The sequence below is a fragment of the Gordonia sp. 852002-10350_SCH5691597 genome (assembly GCF_001665715.1).
Taxonomy (GTDB): domain Bacteria; phylum Actinomycetota; class Actinomycetes; order Mycobacteriales; family Mycobacteriaceae; genus Gordonia; species Gordonia sputi.
Genome location: NZ_LZMO01000115.1, coordinates 1 through 25,840, shown reverse-complemented (window position 1 = coordinate 25,840; position 25,840 = coordinate 1). Strand labels below are relative to the sequence as shown.

Below are 25,840 nucleotides of genomic sequence, written 5' to 3'. Positions count from 1 at the left end.
AACGCACGCGACAGCGGAGGTACGAGATGGTGGAGTTGGCTACGCCGGGGACGCAGACACCCGCGGGTACCGCGGCCACACAGGTCGAGGTGCTCGTCGTGGGCGCGGGCCAGGCAGGTATCGCGATGAGTGAGCATCTCACCGCACAGAGAATCAACCACCTCGTACTCGAGCGTGATCGCGTAGCCGAACGCTGGCGCACGTGGCGATGGGATTCGTTGGTCGCCAACGGTCCCGCATGGCACGACCGCTTCCCCGGACTGGAGTTCGACGTCGACGCCGACGCGTTCGCGACCAAGGATCAGGTCGCCGACTACCTCGGCTCCTACGCCCAGCGCATCAACGCACCCATCCGCACCGGCGTGGAGGTGACGTCGGTCCGTAAGAAGCAGGGCGAGAACGGCTTTCGCGTCGAGACCTCGGATGGTTTGATCGAGGCCGACTTCGTCGTCGCCGCGACCGGCGCCTTCCAGACCCCGGTCATCCCGGCCGTCGTGCCGCGCGACGCGCCCTTCCATCAGATCCACTCCAGCGACTATCACAACCCGCAGCAGCTCCCCGACGGTGGCGTTCTCGTCGTCGGCGCGGGATCGTCGGGCGTGCAGATCGCTGCAGAACTACGCGCGTCAGGCCGCGCGACGTACCTCGCCGTCGGACCGCATGATCGCCCGCCACGTAGTTACCGTGGACGCGACTTCTGTTGGTGGCTGGGCGTTCTCGGCAAGTGGGACGCGGCGGCACCTCCTGCGGGCGCCGAGCACGTGACCATCGCCGTCAGCGGCGCGGGCGGTGGGCACACCGTCGACTTCCGGCAGCTCGCCGCGGACGGGATCACTCTTTTCGGGCGCGCGCAGGCATTCGACGCCGGCACCATGACCTTCGCCTCCGACCTGCGCACCAACATCGAGAACGGTGACGCAACCTATCTCGCCATGCTGCGAGAGGCCGACGACTACATCGAGCGCAACGGCCTCGACCTTCCCGCGGAGCCACAGGCGCACGTCCTGGGACCACTCCCCGACTGCGTCACCGACCCGATCGCGCAGCTCGACCTCGCGGCAGCCGGGATCACGTCCATCGTGTGGGCAACCGGTTTCGCCTATGACTACGGCTGGCTGGAGGTCGACGCCTTCGACGAGAGTGGCCGCCCGGTCCACCAGCGGGGCGTGTCGGGCGAACCGGGAATCTACTTCCTCGGGCTGCCCTGGCTCTCACGTCGAGGGTCGAGCTTCATCTGGGGCGTATGGCACGACGCGAAGTACCTGGCCGACCAGATCGCGATCCAGCGTGGCTACCGGGCCTACCGACCGGAGCAGGTCGACGGCGCCACCCCGTCGGATGCCGATCCGCTTGCCGCGCAGGCTGTTTCCTGAACTCCTCGCCATCCGCCAACCCGCAATCCAGCCACTCCACAACCCTCAGCACGGGAGCACACCATGAGCGCAGCCGTCAGCCCTGACGTCACCCACACCCGGATCCGTCCCTTCAACACCCGCGAGACCTACCCGGAACAGAACCTTGACAATGACCTCTGCCAGGCCGTCGTCGCGGGCGGCGTCGTGTACCTGCGCGGCCAGATCGGCCAAGATCTCGACACTCGCGAATCGGTGGGCATCGGCGACGTCGAGGTGCAGACAGAGAAGGCGATGAGCAACATCGCCATGCTGCTCGACGAGGCTGGCAGCTCGCTGCGCGACATCGTCAAGGTGACCGTGTACCTCACCGACATCCGGTACCGCGAGACGGTCTACCGGGTGATGGGCCGCTGGCTCAAGGGCGTCTATCCGGTGTCGACCGGGCTGGTGGTCGACGCACTCGCGCGGCCGGAATGGCTCGTCGAAATCGACGCGACCGCAGTTCTCAGCGAGCAGAGCGGAGCAGCGCGATGACGATGTCGCTGGTCGCCCGCGACCCCGCAAGTGGCGCGTTCGGCATCATCGTCTGCTCGTCGAGTCCAGCGGTGGCAGCGCGCTGCGCACACCCGAGGGCAGGCGTCGGAGTGGTGGCGTCGCAAAACGTCACCAACCCCGCGCTCGGGCCCGCGGTGCTCGACCGACTTTCCGACGGCCTCGACGCCGAGAAAGCGCTCAGCGCAGCGCTTTCTGCGGAGCACCACCCCGAGTACCGCCAGGTGAGCGTCGTCGACGCACACGGGCACACCGCGCTGCATTCCGGCGCTCGCAGCCTGGGTACCTACGGCGGCGTCGAGGGCGATCAGGCGGTGGCCGCGGGAAATATGCTCGCCGACCTGTCTGTGCTCGAGTCGCTGCTGAACGGCTATGCCGACAGTGCCGCCGACACATTCGAGCAACGACTGCTCGACGGGCTACACAGCGCACTCGACGCCGGCGGCGAAGAAGGACCGGTCCACTCTGCAGGCCTGCTGGTCGTCGAGGACGTGCCGTGGCCGGTGACCGATCTGCGCGTTGACTTCGCCGATGACCCGCTCGACGACCTCGCTTCGCTCTGGCAGATCTGGCAACCGCAGAAGAACGACTACCGAGTCCGCGGCGTCGACCCGACGCGTGCGCCCTCCTATGGAGTTCCGGGAGACCTGTGACCACCATCGACGCCACCCCCGATCGATTCGACGCCGAACTCGGCAGCCGTATCGCGTCGGCGCACCCGAGTCTGATCGCGCTCTCGCACGACTTGTACGACAACCCCGAGACCGCCTGGGAGGAAACCTATTCGGCAGCTCGGGTCGCCGGTTCCCTCTCCGACGGCGGCTTCACCATCGTCGAACAGTTCTGCGACCTCCCGACCGCGTTCACCGCGACGCTCGGCAGCGGCGACCTCCACGTCGCGCTCTGCGCCGAATACGACGCACTGCCGGGACTCGGACACGCCTGCGGACACAACCTCATCTCTGCGATCACCGTCGGCGCGGCGCTCGCACTGGCACCGATCGTCGACGACCTCGGTCTGACACTGACGGTCATCGGCACTCCCGCGGAAGAGGGCGGTGGCGGCAAGATCGAACTGCTCGAACGGGGCGGATTCGCCGCTCAGCATGCCGCCGCGATGGTTCACCCCGGACCGGCTGACGTCGCACGCGCGCGGCCATTCGCCGTGTCGCACAGCCACATCGACTACCACGGCAAGTCAGCGCACGCTGCCGCATACCCCGAACGTGGCGTCAACGCCGCGGATGCGTTCACCATCGCTCAGGTAGCCATCGGCCTTCTGCGCCAACAGCTTCCGGCGTCGGTGCGCGTGCACGGCATGATGACACGCGGCGGTGAGGCACCCAACTCCATCGCCGAGCACACCGAGGGACGCTGGTATGTCCGCGCCGAAACACTTGCCGAACTCGCCGAGGTCGAACCCCGTGTCATGCGATGTTTCGAGGCGGGCGCACTCGCCAGTGGCGCGACGCTCACGGTGACCCCGGAGTCGAAGCCCTACGCCGAGTTCCGCACGGACGATGAACTTCTCGGCCGCTACGAACGCCGCGCACTCGCGGCGGGACGCAGCTTCGGCTCCGGACCAGACGCGACCATGGCGCGTGCGTCGACCGATATGGGCAATGTCTCGCAGGTGCTGCCTGCGATTCACCCCTACATCGGCATCGACTCGCTGCCCGCGGTCAACCATCAACCCGAATTCGCCGCTGCCACACTCACCTCGGCGGCGGAGACCGCGATCGCTCAGGGTGCGCTCGCGCTGGCGGGAACCGTCGTCGACGCCGCCCTGCTCGATACGATCCGCGACAGGCTCCTGGCCAACGGCACTCGCACGTCATCGCTAGGGGCAACAGATGAGCACTGACGCCGCGGGTGCGGTTCGCATCGAGCACGACCTCCTCGGCGATCATGCGGTACCCGCCGACGCCTACTACGGGGTGCACACCGCACGGGCGATGGAGAACTTCCCGATCTCCGCGGTTCCCATCTCCACACACCCCGATCTCGTCGTCGCCCTGGCTTCGGTGAAACAGGCTGCCGCAGAGTCCAATCGTGAGCTCGGACTACTCGATCCCCCGATCGCCGACGCGATCATCACGGCATGCACCGAAATCCGCTCCGGATCGCTTCACGAGCAGTTCGTCGTCGACCAGATCCAGGGCGGCGCGGGGACGTCGACCAATATGAACGCCAACGAGGTGATCGCGAACAGGGCGCTCGAACTGCTCGGGCAGCGACGCGGCGACTATCACGTGCTCCACCCGCTCGAACACGTCAACCTCGGACAGAGCACCAACGACGTCTACCCCACTGCCGTGAAGGTGGCGCTCGGAATCGGCGCCCGTGGGCTCTCGGACGCACTGCGCGAACTGGCGGCCGAATGTGCCGACAAGGCAGTCGAATTCGGCGACATGCTCAAACTCGGACGTACGCAACTGCAAGATGCCGTGCCGATGACGCTGGGGCAGGAGTTCGGCGCGTTCGCGGTCACCATCGGCGAGGACGCCGACAGGATGGACGAGGCTATCTCGCTCATCGCCGAGATCAATCTCGGCGGCACCGCGATCGGCACCGGACTCAACGCCCACCCGTCCTACGCCGCGCAGGCATGCGAACGCCTGCGACAGCTCACCGGTCTGCCGCTGACCACCGCGGGAGATCTGGTCGAGGCGACGTCAGACGTCGGCTCCTTCGTACAACTCTCCGGTGTCACCAAACGTGCCGCGGTGAAGCTGTCGAAGATCTGTAATGATCTGCGCCTGTTGTCTTCTGGTCCGCGTGCGGGCTTCGGCGAGATCGTGCTTCCCGCCGTGCAGGCCGGATCGAGCATCATGCCGGGCAAGGTCAACCCGGTCATCCCCGAGGTCGTGAACCAGGTGGCCTTCGAGGTGATCGGCAACGACCTCACGGTGACCCTCGCCGCGGAAGCAGGTCAGTTGCAGCTCAACGCTTTCGAGCCGATCATCGCGCGGGCGCTCCTCTCGTCACTGACCCATCTACGCGCAGCGGTGCACGTACTCGGCGAACGCTGTATCCGAGGCATCACCGCGAAAGAAGACCGCATGCGTGCTGCGGTGTACGGCTCGGCCAGTATCGCCACCGCGCTCAATCCGGTCCTCGGCTACGAGGCGACCACCGCGTTGGTCGCGGAGGCAGTGGCAACCGGAGCGTCGATTCCCGATCTCGTCCGACGCTCCGCACTGCTCGACGACATCGCCCTCGACACCGCGCTCCACCCCGACAACCTCTGTCGGCCACACGATTCGGCGCGTCCAGACGTCAGCGGGGACTCTCCTCGACCACGAGATCCGGACACCGCAACGCTGCCTGCAGATACTGCATAACGGCGCTGCGAGCACTCGCCGCGTCGAGTGTTCTGGTGCGCCCGACAAGGTGTATTCCGCATCCGTCTTCGAGCGCCACCGCGGCCCTGGCGACGCGTTCGCTGTCGACGTCGGCGAAGACACCCTCCGCGATACCCCCATCGATCGCCTCGCGGTAGAGCGAGGTCTCGAGGTCGAAGAGCGTTGACATCAGTTCGGCATGTGCGGGTGAGCGCGCACTGTAGAGATGCAATTCGTACAGCGCAGGTGACATCGGATCATCCGGGTCACAGATTCCGAGTTCGACGAGCCGTGCCAGGGCCTTTACCGGATCGTCGACGTCGGTGGCGGCGGTGCGTCGGGTCTCATAGAACCGCGTGACCGCAGCCTCGTGCACAGCAAGCAACAACTCGTCGATCCCGGGGAAATAGTAGGTGATCGATCCTGGCGACAGACCCGCCGCGTCGGCGACGTCTTTGATGCGCAATCCCATCAGTCCGCGCGCGGCGATCGCACGCGTCGCGGCGTCGACGATCCCTGCGCGACGCGCGTGCTGATTGCGTGGACGTGCCATACGTCCCGATACTGCCGCCCTGCACCACGTCGGGGCAACTCCGCTGATTACATCGGTTCTCCCGATGAACCAATTCGGAAGTTCGCACCGTGAGATGTCCGCAACAGGGCTGCCCGATGGGACAAACCGCGATACCGTCATTTCATTCTTTGCGATTTACCTCAAAGAATGACACGAGTCGCCGCCACTGCCCGACGCCGACTCCACAGCCCACAACTGATCACTGCGCCAAGCATTTTCACGCCGCAGCACCTCTCGACGGAGATTCACATGCGCGACCATCGCTACGACATCCTCTTCGAACCGGTCCGGATCGGACCGGTCACCGCCCGCAACCGGTTCTTCCAGGTGCCGCATTGCAACGGCATGGGGTACCGCGATCCGTCCGGCGAGGCGGCGATGCGTCGGACAAAAGCCGAGGGCGGGTGGGCCGTGGTCTGCACCGAGCAGGTCGAGATCCATCCCACCTCGGATATCGGACCGTTCATCGAGCTTCGCCTCTGGGACGACCAGGACATGCCCGCGATCGCGCGTATCGCCGAGCAGATTCACGAGGGCGGTGCGCTCGCGGGAATCGAGCTGGCGCACAACGGACTCAACAGCCCCAACCTGATCAGCCGCGAAACTCCGCTGGCACCACAGCATCTGCCCGTCGTCTCGTGGAATCTCGATCCGGTGCAGGCCCGTGCGATGACGAAGGCCGACATCGTCGATCTGCGCAAATGGCATGCGGATTCGGTCCATCGGTCACTGAAAGCCGGCTACGACATCGTCTACGTCTACGCGGGACACGCGATCGGCGGTCTGCACCACTTCTTGTCGCGTCGATACAACAACCGCACCGACGAGTACGGCGGCAGCCTCGAGAACCGTGTCCGCCTCATCCGCGAGATCCTCGAGGACACCCGCGAGATCGCCGACGGCAAAGCCGCTGTCGCGTGCCGCATCTCGGTCGACGAACTGCTCGGCGACGACGGCATCACCCGCAGCGAGATGGAAGACGTCTTCGGCCTGATCGGCGAGCATCCCGACCTCTGGGACCTCGTGCTCGGAAGCTGGGAGGACGACTCGGTGACCTCGCGCTTCGGCCCCGAGGCCGAGCAGGAACCTTACGTCACCGGACTCAAGCAACTCACCACCAAGCCCGTCGTCGGAGTGGGCCGCTTCACCTCTCCCGACACCATGGTGCGCCACGTGAAGTCGGGCATCCTGGACCTCATCGGCGCCGCTCGACCGTCGATCGCAGATCCCTTCATGCCCAACAAGATCGAACGCGGTGACCTCGCAGACATCCGCGAGTGCATCGGTTGCAACATCTGCGTGTCCGGCGATTTCACCATGTCGCCGATCCGGTGTACGCAAAACCCCACAATGGGTGAGGAATTCCGACGCGGCTGGCATCCGGAGCGCATCTCGGTGAAGGGCTCCGACGCCTCGGTGCTCGTCGTCGGTGCGGGACCGGCGGGCCTCGAAGCCGCTCGGGCACTGGGTAATCGCGGGTATCCCGTGACGCTCACCGAGGCGAGCCGGGTGCTCGGTGGCCGTGTGGCCCGCGAGTCGAAGCTTCCCGGGCTCTCCGCATGGATTCGCGTCATCGACTACCGGCTCCAGCAACTCGACCGGCTCGACAACGTCGAGATCTATCGCGAATCGCCGATGAGCACCGACGACATCCTCGAGTACGGTTTCGACCACGTCGTGATCGCGACCGGGGCGTCGTGGCGTAACGACGGTGTCGGCCGCTGGCACACACATCCCATCGAGATCGATTCCAGCACAGCGGTCTTCACTCCGGACGACATCATGGCCGGGGCGCGGCCTACCGGCAAGCGAGTCGTGCTGTTCGACGACGACCACTACTACCTCGGTGCTGTCATCGCGGAGATGCTGGCCAAGGAAGGCTTCGCGGTCACGCTCGTCACCCCGGTCCCCCAGGTGTCGCAGTGGACCACCAACACCATGGAGGCTCACCGCATCCGCGCGCGCATCATGGATGCCGGCGTCGACGTATGCACCGACACCGCCGTGACAGCTGTCGACGCGTCAGGCGTGCAGACCGCATGCCGATTCACCGGTCGGACAGGGCATCTCGACGCCGACGCCGTCGTCATGGTGACCGCACGTCTCCCCCACGACGAGCTCTACACCCAACTGCAGGAGCGCGGCGACGACTGGGCCGCTGCGGGAGTCAGCAGCGTCACCGGTGTCGGCGACGCCTGGGCGCCGTCGACCATCGCTGCAGCAGTCTGGTCGGGACACCGGTTCGCCGAGGAACTCGACGCGCCGCGTAACGACGATCCGGTGCCGTTCCGCCGTGAGGTCACCGGGTTGTCGATCGAGCCGGTGTTCAGCACGCCGGTCTCGGTGTCCTGACGGCCCCACTGACCACAGGAGTGGTGATGTACGCAGATCACATTTTCACCAACGCCGCGGTGTGGCAACCACTCGGTATGCCACCGGCGAGCACGGTCGCGGTGTCCGACGGCACCATCGTCGCGATCGCGTCGGACGTCGACCGTGACCTCGTCTCGGCGTCGACCGTCATCCACGACCTCGCGGGAGCAAGCCTACTCCCGGGGTTCATCGATGCGCACGTGCATCCAGTGGCAGGCGGACTCGCAGCGCTGCGCTGTGATCTGTCCGAGCTTGCACATGACCGGCGCGGTTACCTCGAGGCCATCGCGGCCTACGTCGACTCACACCCCGATGCCCCGGTCATCACCGGAAGTGGTTGGTATGGCGACGCATTTCCCGGCGGTCTGCCCACGCGTGCCGATCTCGACGAGGTGGTCGCGGACCGACCGGCGGTGCTCTCCAGCCACGACGGACACGGCGTCTGGGTCAACAGTGCCGCACTCGCCGACGCCGGAATCGACCGGCACACCCCGGACCCGACGGGTGGACGTATCGACCGCGACGCCGCGGGCGAACCCACCGGCGTCCTGTTCGAGCGGGCGGCCGACAGCGTCCAGGCACTCGCGCCCGAGATCGACGACGACGTGCTGCGCGAGGCATTGTTGACAGCTCAGCGTCGACTGCACTCCGTCGGCGTCACCGGCTGGCAGGACGCGGGCGTCGACATCCCGGCATTCGGCCTCTCCGACACACTCGCGACGTACCTCGCCGCGGACGAGGCCGGCGAGTTGACCGCACGCGTGTGCGGCGCATTGTGGTGGGCGGCCGAGCAGGGGCTCTCGCAGATCGACGCAGTCCGCGAACGCCGGGCACTCTCGCGACACGGCGGCCGGTTTCACGTCGACACCGTCAAGGTGATGCAGGACGGGATCTGCGAAAACTGCACTGCCGCAATGCTTGCGCCCTACTCCGACCTGCCGACCGGGGCCGACCCCACCGGGCTCTCCTTCATCGACCCGGCAGAACTGAACGAGGTCTGCGCACTCCTCGCACGCGACGAGTTCCACATCCACATGCACGCAGTCGGCGACCGCGCGGTCCGCGAATGCCTCGATGCGCTCGGGGCCGCACGCGCCGCCAATCCGGAGTTCGACGCCGCACACCAGATCGCGCATCTGGATGTGGTTGACCCGCAGGATATTCCACGCTTCGCAGCGCTCGGCGTGATGGCGAACATCCAGGCACTGTGGGCTCGCCGCGACATCGAGATCGTCGAACGCAAGCTCCCGCTACTGGGCGCCGACCGCGAGCGATGGCACTTCCCCTTCGGTTCGATCAGCGCGGCCGGTGGGACGCTGGCGATGGGCAGCGACTGGCCGGTCACCGATCCCAATCCGCTGTGGGCAATCCACACCGCGGTGAATCGAACCGGTTCTGACGCCGATCCGCATGCAATCGGCACCGACGCCCGCACCGTGCCGCTCGTCGCCGAGGAGGCGCTCACTCTGCGGACCGCCGTCGATGCCTACACGATCGGCGCGGCGCGCGCCGCCCACTGCGCTCAACACGCCGGTTCGATCGAGATCGGCAAGGACGCCGACCTCGTCGCACTCTCCGGTGACATCTCGACAGCGCAGGACATCGGTTGCCTCACTGCACAACTGACGATGGTCGGGGGAAATGTTGTCGGGGGTAGCGCGCTCGGCGAGAATATCGGTGGCCGGGCATGCGCTCACTGAGCGGAGGTGTCGCCGAACAGGTCTCGGCACAGTTCGGCGACGACTGCCGCACGCCGGGTCGGTCGCGCGGCGATCGCATTGAGCAGGACCATCGTGAGTGCGGGCGTCTCGTCGGCGATGGGTATCGCTGCGACCGGATGTCCGTCGAGCGCCATCGGCACGGCGGACTGCAGGTTGAGCACCGTGTATGCCAGGCCACGTCCGACCAGCGCGCGACAGGTCTCGACGGTCGTCGAGCGGTAGCGCACAACGGGTTCGACGCCGGCGTCGGCGAAGACCTGCCGGAAGTAGTCACGGCTGTGTGGCAGGTCGAGCAGCGCCATGGGTTCGTCGGCCAGGTCGGCGAGTCGGACCTTCCGCCGTTTGGCGAGTCGGTGCGAGCCCGCGACCAGAGCGTAGGGCGGAACACGACGTAGCGGCCACCGTTTGAGTCGCGGGTCGTCGACGAGGTCGTATCCGATACCCATCTCGAATGTTCCGTTCGCGACACCCTCGGCCAGGTCGGCCATGTCGACCTCGGTGGTCACCAACTCCAGGTTCGGCAGCTTCTCGGCTGCGATGGACAACAACTCAGGAAGGAGGTAGGGCGCCATGACCTCGAAGCAACCGATCGTCAGGGTTCCGGTCAGCGAGCCGCCCAATCCGTGTGCGGCAGAACGAAGATCGGCTGCGGATGCCAACAACTGGCGGCTCGCCACGAGCAATTGTCGACCTGCGGGAGTCAACGTGATGCCCTTGGCGTGATGACGGACAAGAAGCTGAATCCCCAGTGCGCCTTCGAGATCGGTCAGCGCCGTCGACATCGCCGACTGCGATAGGTGCACCGCCGACGCCGCGCGGGTGATACTCCCCGCCTCGGCCACGGCGACGAAATACTCCAACTGACGCAACGTGTAATCAGCCACGACGACCTCACAGACGATCCGGCGCGGCATCGGCTCGATCAATGCCGATGCACGAGAACCCCGACTCTACAGAACCTCGCCTCATCCCGACGGCTATCTGACGCCGCGCGAAGAATCCACTTCCATCCAGGAGTACCTCCATGACACTCTCGCATTCCGACCCGGGACGGACACCCGCCGCCCAGGCACCTTCCACACCGGCTCATCCCACACAGGCGCATCCCGGGCAGATTCACCCCGACCTCGGACAAGGCGGGCCGAACCTCCGACACTCGTTGCGTCGCTTCGATGTTCCGATCATGATCCTGTCGGCACTGATCAGCCTCGACATGGTGGGCGAGATCTCGTCTTTCGGCGGAGAGACCTTCACATGGCTCGTCGTGTTGGCGCTGCTGTGGATGGTGCCGTACGGCCTCGTCACCTCGGAGCTGGGTAGCGCATTTCCCGACGAGGGCGGACTGTTCGAGTGGGTCAAGCGCGCCTTCGGCCGTCTACCCGCGTCCATCGCCACGGTCATGTACTGGTCGATCAACCCGTTGTGGATCGGCGGGTCGCTCGCCTTCATCAGCACTGAAGCATGGAGCACGTTCATCCATCCGATCGGTTCGGGCACCGCGGGCGACTTTCTCTTCAAGACGCTCTTCGTCGTGGCAGCCGTCGCAGTGACGCTGCTGTCGATGCGCCGGGCGAGGGCAGTGCTGCAACTCGGGACCTACCTCAAGCTGATCCTGGCCGCCGTGTTCCTCGTGACGACTGTCATCTACGGAATTCAGCACGGATTCAACGGAATCGGCTCGGTCACCTGGTCGCCGACGCTAGGCGGCTTCCTCGGCCTCGTACCGCTGCTCCTGTTCTCCCTCGTCGGTTTCGAGGTTCCCAGCCAGGCGGGCGGCGAGATGCAGAATCCGCAGCGCGACGTTCCGCGCGGTATCGCGATGAGCGGATGCATCGGTCTGATGGTCTACGCGCTGCCGGTACTGGCACTGCTGCTGGTGTTGCCGAGCGACAAGATCACCGGTATCGGGGGTTTCATGGCTGCACTCGACACCGTCTTCGGTGTCTACGGGTCAGCGGCGTCGATCCTCGTGAAAGTTGCGGTGATCGCGTTCATCATCGCGCTCGGAATCACCGGCGCCACCTGGGCGATGGCCGCGAACCGCGCGTTGGCGGTGGCCGCCGGCGACGGCGGCTTCTTCCCCTACTTCGCGAAGTTCGACGCCAAGACGGGTTCGCCGATTCGGGTCGGCATCTTCACCGGCGTGATCGCTCTGGCGTTCATGATCGTCGGCGTCGTATTCTCCGGCGGTGACAGCGCAGCGACGTTCACGGTGGTGCTCACCATCACCATCTCGACGTCGCTGATCGCCTACCTCTTCGTCTTTCCCGCGGCATTCCGCCTGCGCATCAACCATCCGAACACGCCGCGGCCCTACGCCGTCCCCGGCGGAACCATCGGCATGGGCATCGCGGCGGGACTCGCGACATTCTGGGCGGCACTCGGGGTCTGGGTCGCGGTCTTCCCGGGCACCCTGGAGAGCCTGTTCGGCCTCGACTACGCGTTCCTCGACACCTGGAAGGTCTCACGCGTCCGCTTCGAGGCGTTCACGCTCGGGACTCTGGCCGTACTCACCCTGATCGCCACCGCCGGATACCTCGTCGCGAGAAAGTCGCGACGCACCAACCCGCTCACTGTTGAGCAGCGATGATCTCCGCGGCGCGTTCGGCAACGCTCATGATGGTGCCGACAGGATTGACCGAGGTGAGCGTCGGGAAGACAGCGGCATCGACGACACGCAGCCCACTGACCCCACGAACTCGCAACGATGGGTCCAGCACGGCCATCGGGTCGTCGTCTGATCCCATCCTGCAGGTTCCGGATACGTGGTAGACCGTCTGATGCGTGGCCCGCAGTGCCGACGACAGTTCGTCGTCGGACTGCAGGGCCTCGCCCGGGAACACCTCGCGCACAACCCACTTCGACATCGGTGCGGTTGCCGCGATACGTCGTGCGGCACGAATGCCCGCCACGAGCATCGCCTCGTCCACCCCGTCGGGGTCGGTGAAGTACCGGTAGTCGATCGACGGCGGGGTCGACGGATCGTCGTCGACGATCTGGACCCGGCCGCGGCTGCGCGGCTTTGCTACGTTCGGCGCGATCGAGATGATCCGTTCAGGCATGTCGACGCCGTAGCTGACGGCATGATCCGCGACGGCCTCGACCGGGAAATGCATGAGCACGTCGGGACGGGCGGGACTCGACTCGTCGACGCGCAACGCAGCACCCGCGTCCCACCCGGTGGCGCAGGTCGACGGCACGTCGCGATCGGTCTCCCACACGATGAGTCCTTCGGCGTGATCCATGAGGTTCTCACCGACGCCGGGTGCGACGACGCGCACCGGCACTCCCGCCCGGGTGAGCACGTCGCTCGGGCCGATTCCTGAGCGCTGTAGCAGTGCGGGTGAAGCGATCGCACCCGCGCAGACGATCACTTCGCGCGTCGCGAAGTGATCGTTCTCGCTACCGTCGCGCGCGATGGTCCGCACTCCGACGGCGCGGTCGCCGTCGAAGATGATCGAACTGGCCAGTTCATGGTGCAGCACAGTCAGATTGGATCGCTCGGCGAGTACGGGGTGCAGATAGTGCACCGAGGTCGACGATCGTAGGTTGGATTCGGGGGTGTAGCCGATGTCGAAGAATCCGGCACCCTCCCCCGTGTTCGCAAAGTCGGCGTCGCGATTCCAGCCGGCTCGGGCCGGCACGTCGAGAGCGCAGCGAGCAGCGTCGACGACGTCGGCGACGTACGGATTGCGATCGGCTTCCGCGACGGGCGCAATGGGGGTGACGAGCTTGTCGAAACAACGGCCGAGCGTATCGGCGTCCCAACCGTCGGCCCCCAGCGCGACCCACTCGTCGATGTCTGCGCGCAGCGGTCGCCACGTGATCATCGTGTTGGCCGTCGCGCAGCCTCCGAGGATGTGCATGCGCGCCTGACGAATTCCGGAGTTGCCACGCTCCTGCGGCACGCTGCGGTAGTCCTGGTCGTACTCGCTCTCGAGCATCTCCGCCCACCGTCGAATCGAGCGGGCGCGGGGCTCGTGCTCGTCACTCGGGCCGGCCTCGAGGACCGTGACCGTCACCGCGGGGTCCTCGCTCAGACGAGCCGCCACGATGCAGCCTGCCGTGCCGCCTCCTACGACGAGATAGTCAGGAGCACTGGACTTGTCAGGAGAACCGGGGTTGTCAGGATTGCTCATGCCGCCGGCTCTGACGCCAGGTTCGCGCTCGCCGGCGCCTCGCTCTTACGGGTGGCCATCAGGACGTAGTAGAGCGGGCAGATGACAGCGAGCCCGACAATCCACGAGATATCGACGCCGCCAATCTCTTTCGCCAACGGACCGGTCCACAGAGTCGTCGAGAGGAACGGAATCTGAACTCCGATACCGATCACGTAGCACGCAATGGCGATCCAGTTGAATCGACCGTAGACACCGCCGTCGCGACGAAAGAGTGATTCGATGTCGTACTCGCCGTGGCGTAGGAGGTAGTAGTCGACGAGATTGACTGCGGTCCAGGGAATCAGGACGCAGAGGAGCAGGGCCAAGAAGTTGGCGTAGTTGGCCAGGAAGTCGTCTGCACTGAGCAGAGCAGGCAGCATCGCGATGGCGAACAGCACGAGCGCGATGACTGCACGGCTCGTCGCCTGTGCTCGCCATCGAGGAAAGATGTTCTGTCCCACTGTGATCGTGGAGAGCGCGCCACAGTAGAGGTTCATGCCGTTGGTGACGCTGATACCGACGGCGAAGACGAGGAACAGCCCCGTGGAGATCCCATGGGTCAACGTTCCCATGCCCGCGAGGGTGTCGGAGTCGGGCAGAGCGGCGCCGATCAGCACACCGAGCAGCATCGGAAGTACCGACCCGAGAACACATCCCGCATAGGTTGCCCAGAAGGCCGTCTTCACTCCGGTGTCGCGCGGCAGATAGCGCGTGTAGTCCGACACGTAGGGCGCGTAGGCGATCTGCCACAACGCCGCTGCGGAGAACGTGGCCATGAAGCCTGCCCAGGTGAACCCGCTGCTGTGCCAGGTATCCGTCGGCAACCCATTGACACCGATCATCCAGACGAACGCGAGGAGGAGCGCCAGGCCCGCGACCACCGACAGCACAGCCGCCATGGAGTGAATCAGCTTGTAGCCGATCATCGTCACGACGACGCTGATGGCACCGATGATGAAGATCGCCCAGTTGTCCGGCAGCCCGGTCACTTCGGCGAAGGCTTTGCCGCCGAGCACCGCGTTCGACGCGAAGAATCCCAGATACATGAAGACGACGAGCACCACCACGAGCAGGCTGCCCAGCGAACCGAATTGTGCTCGGGTCTGGAGCATCTGGGGTACACCCATCTGCGGGCCCTGCGCCGCGTGCAGCGCCATGACCACACCGCCCACGAGATTGCCAGCGACGACTGCGATCGCGCCCGCCCAGAAGGGCAGCCCGAACACGGTGGTGGCCAGCGCTCCGGTGATGATCGTCAGCAGCATGATGTTCGAGCCGAACCACACGGTGAAGATGTCGCGCGCGCGGCCGTGCCGTTCGTCGTGCGGAATGTGGTCGATGGTGCGGCGCTCCACCGACGGCGCTGCGCCCGTCGACGGCTGGGTTGACGTGTTCATCGGGAGATACCTCTGCTCTGTGTGGGCGGCACTGGATCGGCCTGTGCGCGTGTGTCTGGCGGGTGTCACGGTGTGCGGTTCGGAGCGAGCCACGGCCACGGCGTCGGGGCTGTTCAGCAAGTATCGAGGCGATCAGCATCACCGGGAAAACAGAAAGTTCCGGACTTTTACATCTAGAGAACAGATGACCTCGTTGCGCTATACGTTCTCGGCGCTGACGGGCAGCCGTACCACGTCGGCGCCCCCTTACATCGACCAGACCGATGTAGAACGTCAGATAAATCGGCGCTGCCTGATCTATCGCGCTTCACGATTTCCCGTCACGATAGAGTCATGACCGATCTACCCGACCTCACCTCGATCGACTGGTCCGCGCGCGCAGGCGAGATCGCGTTCTGCTCCCAGGCGTTCATCGATGGCCAGTGGCTCTCCGCACAGTCCGGCACGACCTTCGACGTCGTGAACCCTGCGACGGACACCGTGCTCGCCTCCGTCGCCGCCTGCAACGCCGAGGACGTCGACGTCGCCGTCGCCGCTGCGCGTCGAGCCTTCGACGACGGGCGCTGGTCGAAGCTGTCCGCCGGCGAGCGCGGGACGGTACTCATCCGCTTCGCCACCCTGATCGAACAGCATGCCGAGGAACTCGCGACGCTCGTGACGCTGGAGATGGGCAAGGCGATCCGCGATTCGTACGAGGTCGAAGTCCCCGGCGCCGCAGCCGTTTTCCGGTTCTACGGCGAGGTGGCCGACAAGATCCCGGGCGAGTTGCCCCCGACCGCCGACGGCAGCGTCGCCATGGTTCGCCGGGTACCGCTGGGCGTCGTCGGCGCAGTTGTGCCCTGGAACTTTCCGCTCGACATCGCAGCATGGAAGGTCGCACCCGCACTGGCCGCGGGCAACACCGTCGTCCTCAAACCTGCTGAGGAAAGCCCGCTTTCGGCTCTGCGCTTGGCCGAGATCGCGGTCGAAGCCGGGATCCCACCCGGCGTCTTCAACGTCGTGCCGGGCCTGGGCGCCGACGCCGGTCGTGCGCTCGGACTCCACTCCGACGTGCAGTGCCTGACATTCACCGGCTCCACGGAGGTCGGAAAGAAGTTCTTGGCCTACAGCGCAGAATCGAACATGAAGCAGGTCTGGCTCGAGTGTGGCGGCAAGAGCCCCAACCTGGTGTTCGCCGACTGCGCCGACCTCGACGCCGCCGCAGAGATGGCCTGTTTCGGCATCTTCGGCAATCAGGGCGAGGTCTGCTCTGCCAACAGCCGACTTCTGGTGCAGCGCGAAATACTCGACGAATTCGTCGACAAGGTTGTCGAGAAGGCTGGGGCTTACTTGCCTGGCGACCCGCTCGACCCGGCGTCGACAACGGGCGCCATGGTGACGCGCAAGCAACTCGACCTCGTCCTCGGCTTCGTCGATCAGGCGCGCGAAGACGGACGAATAGCACTTGGCGGCAACCGAATCGGCGACGTCGGGTGCTTCATGGAGCCCACCGTCGTCGTCGACCTTCCCGCCGATTCGGCGGTGATGACCGACGAGATCTTCGGCCCGGTGCTGGCGGTGATCGCGTTCGATTCCGAGGACGAGGCAGTCGCCCTGGCCAATGACACTCCGTTCGGGCTTGCAGCATCGGCATGGACCTCGAATCTCGATCGCGCACTGCGGATGTCGGACAATCTGCACGCCGGAACCGTCTCGATCAACACTGTCGACGCCCTTTCTCCCGGAACACCTTTCGGCGGCTTCGGGGCATCGGGGTTCGGTTCGGACCTGTCGGTCCACGCGATCGAGAAGTTCACCGGACTCAAGACGACGTGGATCGCGCGCGGCTGAGAATAACGTCCGCGAGGTAGCTGACACAGCCCGACGGAGCCAAGGGCACCGTGTGTTGTGTCCTCGATCACCGCAGTCCGCGGTCGATCTCCGCCGCTGCGAAAAGCGCTGAAGCAGTCTTCACAATCTCATTAGTTCTTGGCAATTCGGCAAATTGACGCCGAAGTCCGGTGGACCTCGGCTTCATGCTCGGCGACCGTCTGCGCGCCCGGCCCTGAATCCAGCAGGCGTCTTTCTCGATCCAGTTGGGCAACGTCGCAGTTTGACGTTGAACAGGCCACCGACGTGCTTACTGGCGGCGAGTTTCGACTCGGCCGCCTCCTTCAAACGGTCGTGATACATCCGAACCGCCGGCTCACGGGTCTACTGATCGAACTTCCGTGGTGCTCCCATATCCGTCCTCCCGGTGAGATCACGGTTCTGCCGCACCCCGTTCGCTCAGCTTGGCCTGTTCGCGACGCTCTGTAGTCGCGCCACAGCCGTGCGGGGACTTGCGAGCTGAGGCGTCTCCGCGTTGTTCTGGGAGATGAGATCACACCCGAAAGGACACCGCCTCTCATCGAAAGATTGTTCGGATTCTCCTGGCGGATGTCCGTTTCGTCAGGTAGCATAGAACACATATTCGAAGAGGCTGTTTGACTCGATCTCGGCGGCCGATTCTCTGTAGCGATACTTACGGGCGGGGGTGAGAACAGATGGCCACAGAATTTCACGACGAGCAGATCGACGAAAACCCCAGCACGCCTTCCGCTTTGGCTTCAACCGTGCCAGGTTCGGCCGATGCCGCGGTGGCTGAGCAACTGTCACGTCTGTCAGCAGCCTTGGACACGTTGGCTGAGGTTGATGCGTCGGCGCTGTCGGACGGAGTCCTCGTAGAAGCTGCGCAGGTTGCCGAGCGGCTGGCTCGGCGCACCTCGGGAGCTGTGACCGACCGTCTGGTGGTCGAGGTGTCTGATCGCAGTGCCGACCGTAGGCTGGGCTACCGCAATCTAAGTGGGTTTTTGGCCAGTCATCTGCACGTCGGTGACCCTGCGGCCAGGTATTGGCTGATCGCCGAAACCGGCACATTCACCTCGATACTGGGTGAGCGAGTGGCCCCGAAGTGTCCAACCCTGGCCGAGCGTGTGGCGCAGGGATTGGTGGCGCCCGCACATGCACGGGCCGTCATCGATGTGCTCAACAAGATCCCTCGCGCCGTTCCGGCAGAGACGCGTGCGGCCGCCGAGGCGCAGATGGCAGATTATGCGACTTCATACACCCCGACTGAAATCAGCAGTCTCGGGGCACGATTGTTGGCCCATCTCGATCCCGACGGCTCACTGACAGACGCCAAAGACCGTAAGCGTCGTCGTGCGTTCTGGGTGAATCGGCAAGATGCGCAACTGATGTCACGGCTGACCGCCGATCTCGATCCGGCCGCACGCGCGCGTCTGGATGCGGTGCTGGACGCGTGGGGCAAACCCGGTATGAACAATCCCGATGATCCCGACTCGCCGTCGGGACCTGTCGGTTCGGCTGATCCCGACCTGCTCCGCGCAGCGGCACAACGTGACGAGCGATCGGCAGCGCAACGCAATCATGACGCCTTCTCTGCGCTGCTGGCTCGTGTGCTCGACTCCGGCATGCTCGGCAAGTCTCATCGCGGGCTGCCGATCCAGGTGATCGTCAAAACCAGTCTCACCGAACTCGAGCAGCAGGCCGGTTTGGCGCAGACCGCCTCCGGAGCGCTACTGCCGATCAAGGATCTGATCGAGATGGCTGCCACCAGCGGCGCGCAGCCATTCCTCGCAGTGTTCGCCGAACACACCAGCGTGCCACTGTATTTGGGTCGATCGAAAAGGATCGCCACCCTCGGACAACGCTTCGCCTCGTTCGCCTCCGATGGCGGCGGGATGTGTTCAGCACCGGGTTGTACCCAACCCGCGTCGCGAGTACAGATGCATCACGCCGCCAAGGACTGGGCGAAGGGTGGACTCACCGATATCGACCAACTGGTGCCCGCATGCGACGTGCACAACAGCAAGGTCGGACCGAATATCGGCCAGTACACAACGCGAATGATCACCGACGGTCCCGACACCGGACGAGTGGCGTGGCGGTTGAACGCCACTCCCGGCATGCCACCCAATCGTGAACATGTGAACCGAATGGCCGACGTGGCCGCCGACTTCCGCGACTATCTCGCCTCCGCGCACACCGGCACCGCGCACACCCACACCGAGCAGATCAACCCCGAACAGATCAACGCCGAACACACCGCGACCGACACCACCGGGCATCCTGCTGGAATTACAACGGCCGGCGGTGCGAGTTCGAGCGGCATGACCGGCGCAGGCGAACCCAGCGTTGGCGGCGCTGCTGTATCGCCACGCCGGAAAACGGATACGCCGAGCGCGTATGAGCAGATCTTCACCGGCGTCGAACTGCGACTGGTGGCGAGCATGCTCACCGACGACACCCCGGCCCGCGAGAAGCGCGCCGACTTCACGTGGAACCCACCCAGACCACTCGAACTCGACCCGGACCCGCCGACGGACCCCGGCGGGCCATCCGACCCCGGCGCGTCACCTGACCCGGACCCGCCGGCCGCCCCCGAATCGCCCGGCGGCGTCGACCCGCCGCTGTATGACGCAGCCTGACTGGCTGCGGCGTCGCCGCCAATCCTGTTGCACCGCAACCCGTCAGCACCCCGCACCGTACATTCGGTGGCGGGGCTGACGTGGTTGGGCGTCGAATCAACCCTGGTCGAATCAACCCTCGCGCGCCAACACCATGCGCAGGGCCATACGCGCGTACGCGGTCCCCAGCATGCTGGGGTCGCGGTGATCTCGACTGGGGAACCAGCGGCACACGTCGACGCACAGCGATGAGATGGCGAGCACCACATCGTCCGGGTCGTCGGCCGCGAACTCCCCGGCCGCGACCCCTCCGGCGACGATGGTCGCGAGGATTGCGGTCGTCTTGCGGCGAACCGCGCTGATCGAACGGTAGTGATCGGCGGTGAGCGCGCCCAGTTCGTACTGGACCACCTTGGCCAGCTCGTGATGCTCCGCCTGCCACCGCGCGAAGGCACTCACGACGTTCTCCAGACGAACCGCGTACGGGTCTGACGGATCGTCGACTTCGCGTAGCGCCTCGTAGACGCTGCGGTGTCCGTCGAGGGCGATCGAGTACAGCAGGTCCTCTTTCGACCGGAAGTGTGGGTACATCGCCGCGGCGCTCATCTTCAACGAGGCAGCGATCTGCCGCGTCGACGTGCCCGCATAGCCGAGTTGGGCGAACGACACAATTGCCGCATCGCGTATGCGCTGCGCTGCAGCCGACTCCCGCGTCGTCACGTCGCCGTCACCCCGTTTCGCTCGTCGAATTCCCGCCTGATGGTTGACCCAAACCGGCACACCAGGCAGTATAAGCGAGTGCTCATAAAATGAGCGACTGCTTAGGACGACGATTCCGTCACGTCGGACTTCGGATCGTGTGACCCGATCGTGGTGTCGAGCAGTCAGCAATACGCTGCCTCAAGGAAAGTGTCATGGCCGAACCGATCTCCAAACGCGACCTCGAATTCATGCTCTACGAGTGGCTCGACGTCGAGTCACTGACCGAGCGCGAACGCTTCGCCGAACACTCCCGAGACACATTCGACGCCGTGCTCGAACTCGCCGCCGACCTCGCGACCAAACGCTTCGCGCCGGTCAACCGACTCGGCGACACCCAGGAGCCCTACGTCGGCGACGACGGTGCCGTCGTCTTGCCCGACGAAATCCAGTCGGGCATCGCCGAGTTCATCAAGGCGGGCCTGGGCGCGGGCTCGTTCGACGAATCGCTCGGCGGCATGCAATTGCCGAGCGTCGTGAGTCTCGCTGCGCAGTCGTGGTTTCAGGCGGCGAATGCAGGCATGTCGTCGTACTCGTTCCTCACGATCGGCAACGCCAATCTGATCGCCGAGTACGGCACACCAGAACAGATCGACACCTGGGTTCGCCCCATGGTCGAGGGACGCTACTTCGGCACGATGTGCCTGTCCGAGCCGCAGGCCGGATCCTCACTCGCCGACATCACGACCAAGGCGACACCGACTGACGACGGCACCTACCGCATCACCGGAACCAAGATGTGGATCTCGGCAGGCGACCACGAACTCGGTGAGAACATCGTGCATCTCGTGCTCGCCAAGGCTCCGGGCGGCAAGCCGGGAGTCAAGGGCATCTCGCTGTTCATCGTTCCCAAGTACCTGCCGGACGGCACCCGCAACGACGTCGCACTCGTCGGCCTCAATCACAAGATGGGCCAGCGCGCGACCACCAACTGCCTCCTCAACTTCGGCGACGGCACCTACCGCACTGAACAAAACTCCGGCGCGGAATCCACCGGCGCTGGACAAAACCCGCCCGCTCACTCCGTTCCCGGCGCGGTCGGCTACCTGGTTGGCGAGGAGCACAAAGGCCTCCAGTACATGTTCCACATGATGAACGAGGCGCGCATCGGCGTCGGATTCCTCGCAACATCACTGGGTTACGCGGGCTACCTCACATCCCTCGAGTACGCCAAGGTCCGCACGCAGGGGCGTCCTGTCGACCAGAAGGACCCGACCTCCAAGCCCGTCCCGATCATCGAGCACGCCGATGTCAAACGGATGTTGTTGGCGCAGAAGGCCTATGTCGAAGGGGCACTCGCGCTCGGCCTGTACTCCGGCAAGCTCGTCGACCTGCAGCGGACCGGAGACGCAAGCGAGGCAACTCGAGCGGGCCTGCTGCTCGATGTCCTCACGCCGATCTCCAAGTCGTGGCCGTCCCAATGGTGTTTGACCGCAAACGATCTCGCCATCCAGATTCACGGCGGCTACGGTTACACCCGCGAGTTCCCCGTCGAGCAGTTCTACCGCGATAACCGTCTCAACCCCATCCACGAGGGCGCACATGGCATCCACGGACTCGACCTGCTCGGCCGCAAGGTCATCATGAATGGCGGAGCCGGCCTGGAACTGCTCGCGAACACGATCACCCAGACCACCGACCGCGCTGGCTCCACTCCCGCCACTGCGGCTCTCGCCGACGAATTGCGCAGTCGCGTCCAACGACTCGTCACCGTGACCGGGCAGGTGTGGTCGGCAGGAGATGTCGCGGTCTCGCTCGCGAACGCCACCGCATACCTCGAAGCCACCGGACACATCGTCATCGCCTGGATGTGGCTCGAGCAATTGCTCGCCGTCGCAGACAAGACCGGAGACTTCTACGACGGCAAACGCGTCGCAGCGCAGTACTTCTTCACCTATGAGCTACCGAAGGTCGACGCCCAGTTCGACCTGCTCGCAGCGCTCGACCGCACGACGCTCGACGCGCGTCCCGAAATATTCTGACCCACAACACATCCCCGCACGATCGACTCAGGAGAGACTTCATGTCAGTACTCGATCTGTTCAACGTGACCGACAAGGTCGTCGTCGTCACCGGCGCCTCGTCGGGACTCGGCGTACGCTTCGCCACGGCCTTCGCGGAGGCAGGCGCCGACGTCGTACTCGCCGCCCGACGCGCCGACCGGCTGACCGAGACCGCAGCACAGGTCGAGGCACTCGGACGCAAAGCCCTGACCGTGGCGGCAGATGTCTCCGACCCCGCGGACTGCCAGCGCGTGATCGACAGCGCCGTCGAAACTTTCGGCCGCGTCGACATCCTCATCAACAACGCGGGCATCGGCACCGCGGTACCGGCAACGCGTGAGACGCCGGAGCAGTTCCGTTCGGTCATCGACGTCAACCTCAACGGCTCGTACTGGATGGCTCAGGCCGCGGGCCGAGTCATGCAGCCGGGCAGCGTTATCGTCAACATCTCCAGCATCTTGGGCCTGACCACCGCAGGTCTCCCCCAGGCCGCCTATGCGGCGAGCAAGGCTGCCATCGTCGGCCTCACCCGCGATCTGGCCCAACAGTGGGGATCTCGAAAGGGTATCCGCGTCAACGCGATTGCACCCGGGTTTTTCGAGAGCGAGATGACAGACACCTACGCACCCGGATACATCGAGTCGCAGATGCCGCGAGTCCTGCTGGGACGTATGGGAGATCCCTCGGAACTCGCGGCCACGGCGATCTGGCTGAGCTCGGCCGCAGGCGGCTACGTCACCGGCCAGACGATCGCGGTCGACGGCGGAATCACGGTCACCTAGATCGGCTACCGCCCGCGCAACCGCCCGACACAACCACTGACCGCGGTGGCGATTCAAACCGTCGCCACCGCGATCAGTGTGTCGCAGTTGACCTCTGCGGGCCCCTCGGATGCCAGCCGTTCGAGGAACACCTGCCGCACCTGTGCGATCTGCTCGTCGTCGAGTGGTGTGAGTGCGCCACGCATCCCCGTGCCCACCACCAACTTCCAGGCGAAGTCCGGCGTGCACTCGATGCGCAGTCGGTACACCGACGTGTCGACCTTTCGGGCGCCCAACGTCGTGAACCATTGCGAGACAGACTCTTCGGTGTCGATATGACTGATCGGCATCCGACTCCCGCTCCGCGGCCCTTGATGCGACGTTTCGCCTGCCACCTCCGCAACCGATGCGCGGTAGGTCTCGCTGAACTCACGAAGGCTGTCGGCGTGCCAGATCGACGCCCCCATCCGCCCTCCCGGGCGCAGCAGACTCAACACGTTGCGCACGGCGTCGTCCATGTCCGGAAGGAAGAAAACCCGGAACGAACACGCCACCACGTCGAAAGGTGTTACGCAGGGCGATGTTCCGGCTTTCAATGCCGTGACGTCGGCGACGACGCAGTCGATCTCCAGACCTTCGTCAGCCGCATTGGCAGCGGCGATGTCGAGTAGTTCGGACGCGAAATCGACTGCGACGACCGTGCCTGCCGATCCGGTAGCCCGAGCAGCGGGTAGCGCACTCGCTCCGGTCCCCGAACAGATGTCGAGGATGCGCTCCCCTGGCCGGATGTCGAGTTCGTCGACCAGAGCCTGACCCGCAGGCCCCCACAGACTCGGTCGCAAGGCGTCGAAATCGGTACCGATCGAATTGAACAAGCCGACCAACCTGAAACCCGCCGCATCGTCTGTCATGCAACCCACCGTAGTGAGACCACCCCCTTATCGACAATGGTTGTCAGCAAACGGTGAGAGGCGGCGTCCAGTGATTGTGGAGGTTTACTGGTTATGGAGGTTCACTGCTTGCCGAGCGCCGATTCGAGTCGATCGACGAACTCCGCCTGCGCGGGGTTCAGCTTCACGCGCGCCTCGTCGAGGCCACACCACTGCGCCCGATCGACTTCGGGAAATGTCTGCATACGCCCCGACCGCGGCGGCCACATCATCTCGAACGTGTTGCTGACGACGGTGTCGACGTCGACGTCGCCCTCGACAGCGAAGGCGGTGACGACCTTGCCGCTTTTCTGGCGCACGTCACCGAGTTCGATGACGTCACCTTGAGGAGCGGCGTGCCCAATCTCCTCGGCGAACTCGCGGCGCGCCGTGTCGAGCGGGGACTCGTCGGCCTCCGGCAGCCCCTTGGGCACCGACCACGCGCCATCGTCCTTGCGCGCCCACAGCGGACCACCCGGGTGCGCGATGAGTACCTCGATCCCTCCGAGAGAGCCGCCTTCGATCGAAGCTGTCCCGTCGGTTCGTCGAAATACCAGGAGCCCGAAACTGTGTCGGGGAGTGCGCGTGTCCACGGAATATATTCTGGCGGAAACAGGGACGTCACACGATCGCGTCGTGTCCGAAACGTCCGATAAGTAGAACAATGATCCGTGACCGTTCTCGACACGATCAAACATGGCAGAAAGGCCGCCCGCGCGGTCGACGACATCCCACCGCTGGCGCGACTGTTCCCTCTGGGCCTACAGCACGTGATGGCGATGTACGCGGGAGCGGTAGCCGTTCCGTTGATCGTCGGCGGGGCAATGGTCGGCGCAGGGCAGATGCGCTCGGACGAGATCGTGCACCTGATCACGGCCGACCTCTTCGTCGCAGGTATCGCCACGATTGTGCAGGCGGTGGGATTCTGGCGCTTCGGAGTGCGCCTCCCATTGATGCAGGGCGTGACGTTCGCGGCCGTCGGCCCGATGATCACCATCGGCCTCAACCACGGCATCACCGCGATCTATGGCTCGGTGATCGCGTGCGGCCTGTTCATGATGCTCGTGGCGCCCATCGTCGGACGGCTCATCAGATTCTTCCCACCACTGGTGACCGGCACGATCATCTTGATCATCGGTATCTCACTGATGAGTGTCGCCGCAGGTTGGTTCGGCGGTGGCACCGCGAAGGGTGAGGACTTCGGTGCTCCCAAGTCCATCGCCTTCGGCTTCCTCACGCTGCTGATCATCATCCTGCTCGAACGATTCGGGCCACCCGCGGTCAAACGTGTCTCGATCCTCCTCGGCCTCGTCGCAGGAACACTCATCTCGATTCCGTTCGGGATGACCGACTGGAGCCACGTCGGATCGAGCTCATGGTTCGCCGTGCCCGAACCGTTCTACTTCGGCTTCCCCAGCTTCGACGTCAGCTCGATCATCGCGATGATCATCGTCGCGTTGGTCA

Annotated in this window: 20 protein-coding genes; 13 read left to right on the top strand and 7 right to left on the bottom strand. The window is 65.1% G+C overall.

From position 1 onward, the window contains the following. Positions 1 to 26: 26 nt before the first annotated feature. The 5 genes from A5777_RS08655 to A5777_RS08635 all read left to right on the top strand — a co-directional run bounded on the left by A5777_RS08655 (position 27) and on the right by A5777_RS08635 (position 5,251). Positions 27 to 1,373, top strand: coding sequence for a flavin-containing monooxygenase (locus A5777_RS08655; RefSeq protein WP_064862343.1), 1,347 nt, complete (start codon positions 27 to 29; stop codon positions 1,371 to 1,373). 63 nt (positions 1,374 to 1,436) lie between these two features. After that, entirely contained in the window at positions 1,437 to 1,889 is a 453-nt protein-coding gene (locus A5777_RS08650; protein WP_064862342.1) for a RidA family protein, read from the top strand. Further along, on the top strand, positions 1,886 to 2,560 hold the full coding sequence (locus A5777_RS08645) for a DUF1028 domain-containing protein (protein WP_064862341.1): 675 nt from the start codon (positions 1,886 to 1,888) through the stop codon (positions 2,558 to 2,560). Before A5777_RS08650 ends, A5777_RS08645 begins: the two co-directional genes overlap by 4 nt. A gap of 50 nt (positions 2,561 to 2,610) precedes the next feature. Beyond that, positions 2,611 to 3,771 (top strand): M20 family metallopeptidase, encoded by a 1,161-nt coding sequence (locus A5777_RS08640; RefSeq protein ID WP_064862377.1) that lies wholly within the window; start codon positions 2,611 to 2,613, stop codon positions 3,769 to 3,771. Next, on the top strand, positions 3,761 to 5,251 hold the full coding sequence (locus A5777_RS08635; RefSeq protein WP_064862340.1) for an aspartate ammonia-lyase: 1,491 nt from the start codon (positions 3,761 to 3,763) through the stop codon (positions 5,249 to 5,251). The genes A5777_RS08640 and A5777_RS08635 overlap by 11 nt, the downstream gene beginning before the upstream one ends. Here A5777_RS08635 and A5777_RS08630 read toward each other — a convergent pair. Then, positions 5,187 to 5,804 carry a TetR/AcrR family transcriptional regulator gene (locus A5777_RS08630; RefSeq protein WP_064862339.1) on the bottom strand — a complete coding sequence of 206 codons (618 nt, stop codon included), beginning with the start codon at positions 5,802 to 5,804 and terminating at the stop codon, positions 5,187 to 5,189. The genes A5777_RS08635 and A5777_RS08630 overlap by 65 nt on opposite strands. A 270-nt stretch (positions 5,805 to 6,074) precedes the next feature. Between A5777_RS08630 and A5777_RS08625 the strand changes: the two genes are divergently transcribed. After that, the gene (locus tag A5777_RS08625) at positions 6,075 to 8,177 is read left to right on the top strand and encodes an oxidoreductase (RefSeq protein WP_064862338.1); all 2,103 of its coding nucleotides are present in this window, start codon (positions 6,075 to 6,077) and stop codon (positions 8,175 to 8,177) included. 26 nt (positions 8,178 to 8,203) lie between these two features. Continuing rightward, a complete protein-coding gene (locus tag A5777_RS08620; protein ID WP_064862337.1) occupies positions 8,204 to 9,898 on the top strand; it encodes an amidohydrolase in 1,695 nt (564 codons plus the stop codon). Here A5777_RS08620 and A5777_RS08615 read toward each other — a convergent pair. After that, positions 9,892 to 10,833, bottom strand: coding sequence for a LysR family transcriptional regulator (locus tag A5777_RS08615; RefSeq protein ID WP_064862336.1), 942 nt, complete (start codon positions 10,831 to 10,833; stop codon positions 9,892 to 9,894). The two genes, A5777_RS08620 and A5777_RS08615, sit on opposite strands and share 7 nt — an antisense overlap. A gap of 110 nt (positions 10,834 to 10,943) precedes the next feature. Between A5777_RS08615 and A5777_RS08610 the strand changes: the two genes are divergently transcribed. Continuing rightward, positions 10,944 to 12,509 (top strand): APC family permease, encoded by a 1,566-nt coding sequence (locus tag A5777_RS08610; RefSeq protein WP_082933599.1) that lies wholly within the window; start codon positions 10,944 to 10,946, stop codon positions 12,507 to 12,509. Here the strand turns inward: A5777_RS08610 and A5777_RS08605 are convergent. Continuing rightward, complete coding sequence (locus A5777_RS08605; RefSeq protein ID WP_064862335.1) at positions 12,490 to 14,058, bottom strand: GMC family oxidoreductase; 1,569 nt, start codon at positions 14,056 to 14,058, stop codon at positions 12,490 to 12,492. The genes A5777_RS08610 and A5777_RS08605 overlap by 20 nt on opposite strands. Beyond that, positions 14,055 to 15,476, bottom strand: a complete 1,422-nt coding sequence (locus tag A5777_RS08600) for a purine-cytosine permease family protein (protein WP_064862375.1) — start codon at positions 15,474 to 15,476, stop codon at positions 14,055 to 14,057. The genes A5777_RS08605 and A5777_RS08600 overlap by 4 nt, the downstream gene beginning before the upstream one ends. Before the next feature lie 333 nt (positions 15,477 to 15,809). Between A5777_RS08600 and A5777_RS08595 the strand changes: the two genes are divergently transcribed. Both A5777_RS08595 and A5777_RS08590 read left to right on the top strand, forming a co-directional pair. Continuing rightward, a complete protein-coding gene (locus A5777_RS08595) occupies positions 15,810 to 17,306 on the top strand; it encodes an aldehyde dehydrogenase family protein (RefSeq protein ID WP_005207126.1) in 1,497 nt (498 codons plus the stop codon). Between the two features lie 695 nt (positions 17,307 to 18,001). Then, entirely contained in the window at positions 18,002 to 19,945 is a 1,944-nt protein-coding gene (locus A5777_RS08590; RefSeq protein WP_064862334.1) for an HNH endonuclease signature motif containing protein, read from the top strand. Positions 19,946 to 20,056: 111 nt separating this feature from the next. Here the strand turns inward: A5777_RS08590 and A5777_RS08585 are convergent, their stop codons facing one another. After that, positions 20,057 to 20,644: a TetR/AcrR family transcriptional regulator gene (locus tag A5777_RS08585; protein WP_064862333.1), complete on the bottom strand. Its 588-nt coding sequence runs from the start codon at positions 20,642 to 20,644 to the stop codon at positions 20,057 to 20,059. 194 nt (positions 20,645 to 20,838) lie between these two features. Between A5777_RS08585 and A5777_RS08580 the strand changes: the two genes are divergently transcribed. Both A5777_RS08580 and A5777_RS08575 read left to right on the top strand, forming a co-directional pair. Further along, a complete protein-coding gene (locus tag A5777_RS08580) occupies positions 20,839 to 22,665 on the top strand; it encodes an acyl-CoA dehydrogenase (protein ID WP_064862332.1) in 1,827 nt (608 codons plus the stop codon). 41 nt (positions 22,666 to 22,706) lie between these two features. After that, positions 22,707 to 23,468: an SDR family NAD(P)-dependent oxidoreductase gene (locus A5777_RS08575; RefSeq protein WP_005202213.1), complete on the top strand. Its 762-nt coding sequence runs from the start codon at positions 22,707 to 22,709 to the stop codon at positions 23,466 to 23,468. Between the two features lie 53 nt (positions 23,469 to 23,521). Here A5777_RS08575 and A5777_RS08570 read toward each other — a convergent pair whose 3' ends face one another. Both A5777_RS08570 and A5777_RS08565 read right to left on the bottom strand, forming a co-directional pair. Next, the gene (locus tag A5777_RS08570) at positions 23,522 to 24,358 is read right to left on the bottom strand and encodes a class I SAM-dependent methyltransferase (RefSeq protein WP_064862331.1); all 837 of its coding nucleotides are present in this window, start codon (positions 24,356 to 24,358) and stop codon (positions 23,522 to 23,524) included. A gap of 101 nt (positions 24,359 to 24,459) precedes the next feature. Next, complete coding sequence (locus A5777_RS08565; protein WP_197502325.1) at positions 24,460 to 24,969, bottom strand: NUDIX domain-containing protein; 510 nt, start codon at positions 24,967 to 24,969, stop codon at positions 24,460 to 24,462. A gap of 78 nt (positions 24,970 to 25,047) precedes the next feature. Here A5777_RS08565 and A5777_RS08560 point away from each other — a divergent pair. Next, positions 25,048 to 25,840: solute carrier family 23 protein (locus A5777_RS08560; RefSeq protein ID WP_197502324.1), on the top strand; the 793-nt coding region annotated here is incomplete at its 3' end.

Coding starts and splice junctions, on each gene's coding strand:
- A5777_RS08655 (WP_064862343.1), top strand. CDS start 27: ATGGTGGAGTTGGCTACGCCGGGGACGCAGACACCCGCGGGTACCGCG.
- A5777_RS08650 (WP_064862342.1), top strand. CDS start 1,437: ATGAGCGCAGCCGTCAGCCCTGACGTCACCCACACCCGGATCCGTCCC.
- A5777_RS08645 (WP_064862341.1), top strand. CDS start 1,886: ATGACGATGTCGCTGGTCGCCCGCGACCCCGCAAGTGGCGCGTTCGGC.
- A5777_RS08635 (WP_064862340.1), top strand. CDS start 3,761: ATGAGCACTGACGCCGCGGGTGCGGTTCGCATCGAGCACGACCTCCTC.
- A5777_RS08630 (WP_064862339.1), bottom strand. CDS start 5,804: ATGGCACGTCCACGCAATCAGCACGCGCGTCGCGCAGGGATCGTCGAC.
- A5777_RS08625 (WP_064862338.1), top strand. CDS start 6,075: ATGCGCGACCATCGCTACGACATCCTCTTCGAACCGGTCCGGATCGGA.
- A5777_RS08620 (WP_064862337.1), top strand. CDS start 8,204: ATGTACGCAGATCACATTTTCACCAACGCCGCGGTGTGGCAACCACTC.
- A5777_RS08615 (WP_064862336.1), bottom strand. CDS start 10,833: ATGCCGCGCCGGATCGTCTGTGAGGTCGTCGTGGCTGATTACACGTTG.
- A5777_RS08610 (WP_082933599.1), top strand. CDS start 10,944: ATGACACTCTCGCATTCCGACCCGGGACGGACACCCGCCGCCCAGGCA.
- A5777_RS08605 (WP_064862335.1), bottom strand. CDS start 14,058: ATGAGCAATCCTGACAACCCCGGTTCTCCTGACAAGTCCAGTGCTCCT.
- A5777_RS08600 (WP_064862375.1), bottom strand. CDS start 15,476: ATGAACACGTCAACCCAGCCGTCGACGGGCGCAGCGCCGTCGGTGGAG.
- A5777_RS08595 (WP_005207126.1), top strand. CDS start 15,810: ATGACCGATCTACCCGACCTCACCTCGATCGACTGGTCCGCGCGCGCA.
- A5777_RS08590 (WP_064862334.1), top strand. CDS start 18,002: ATGGCCACAGAATTTCACGACGAGCAGATCGACGAAAACCCCAGCACG.
- A5777_RS08580 (WP_064862332.1), top strand. CDS start 20,839: ATGGCCGAACCGATCTCCAAACGCGACCTCGAATTCATGCTCTACGAG.
- A5777_RS08575 (WP_005202213.1), top strand. CDS start 22,707: ATGTCAGTACTCGATCTGTTCAACGTGACCGACAAGGTCGTCGTCGTC.
- A5777_RS08570 (WP_064862331.1), bottom strand. CDS start 24,358: ATGACAGACGATGCGGCGGGTTTCAGGTTGGTCGGCTTGTTCAATTCG.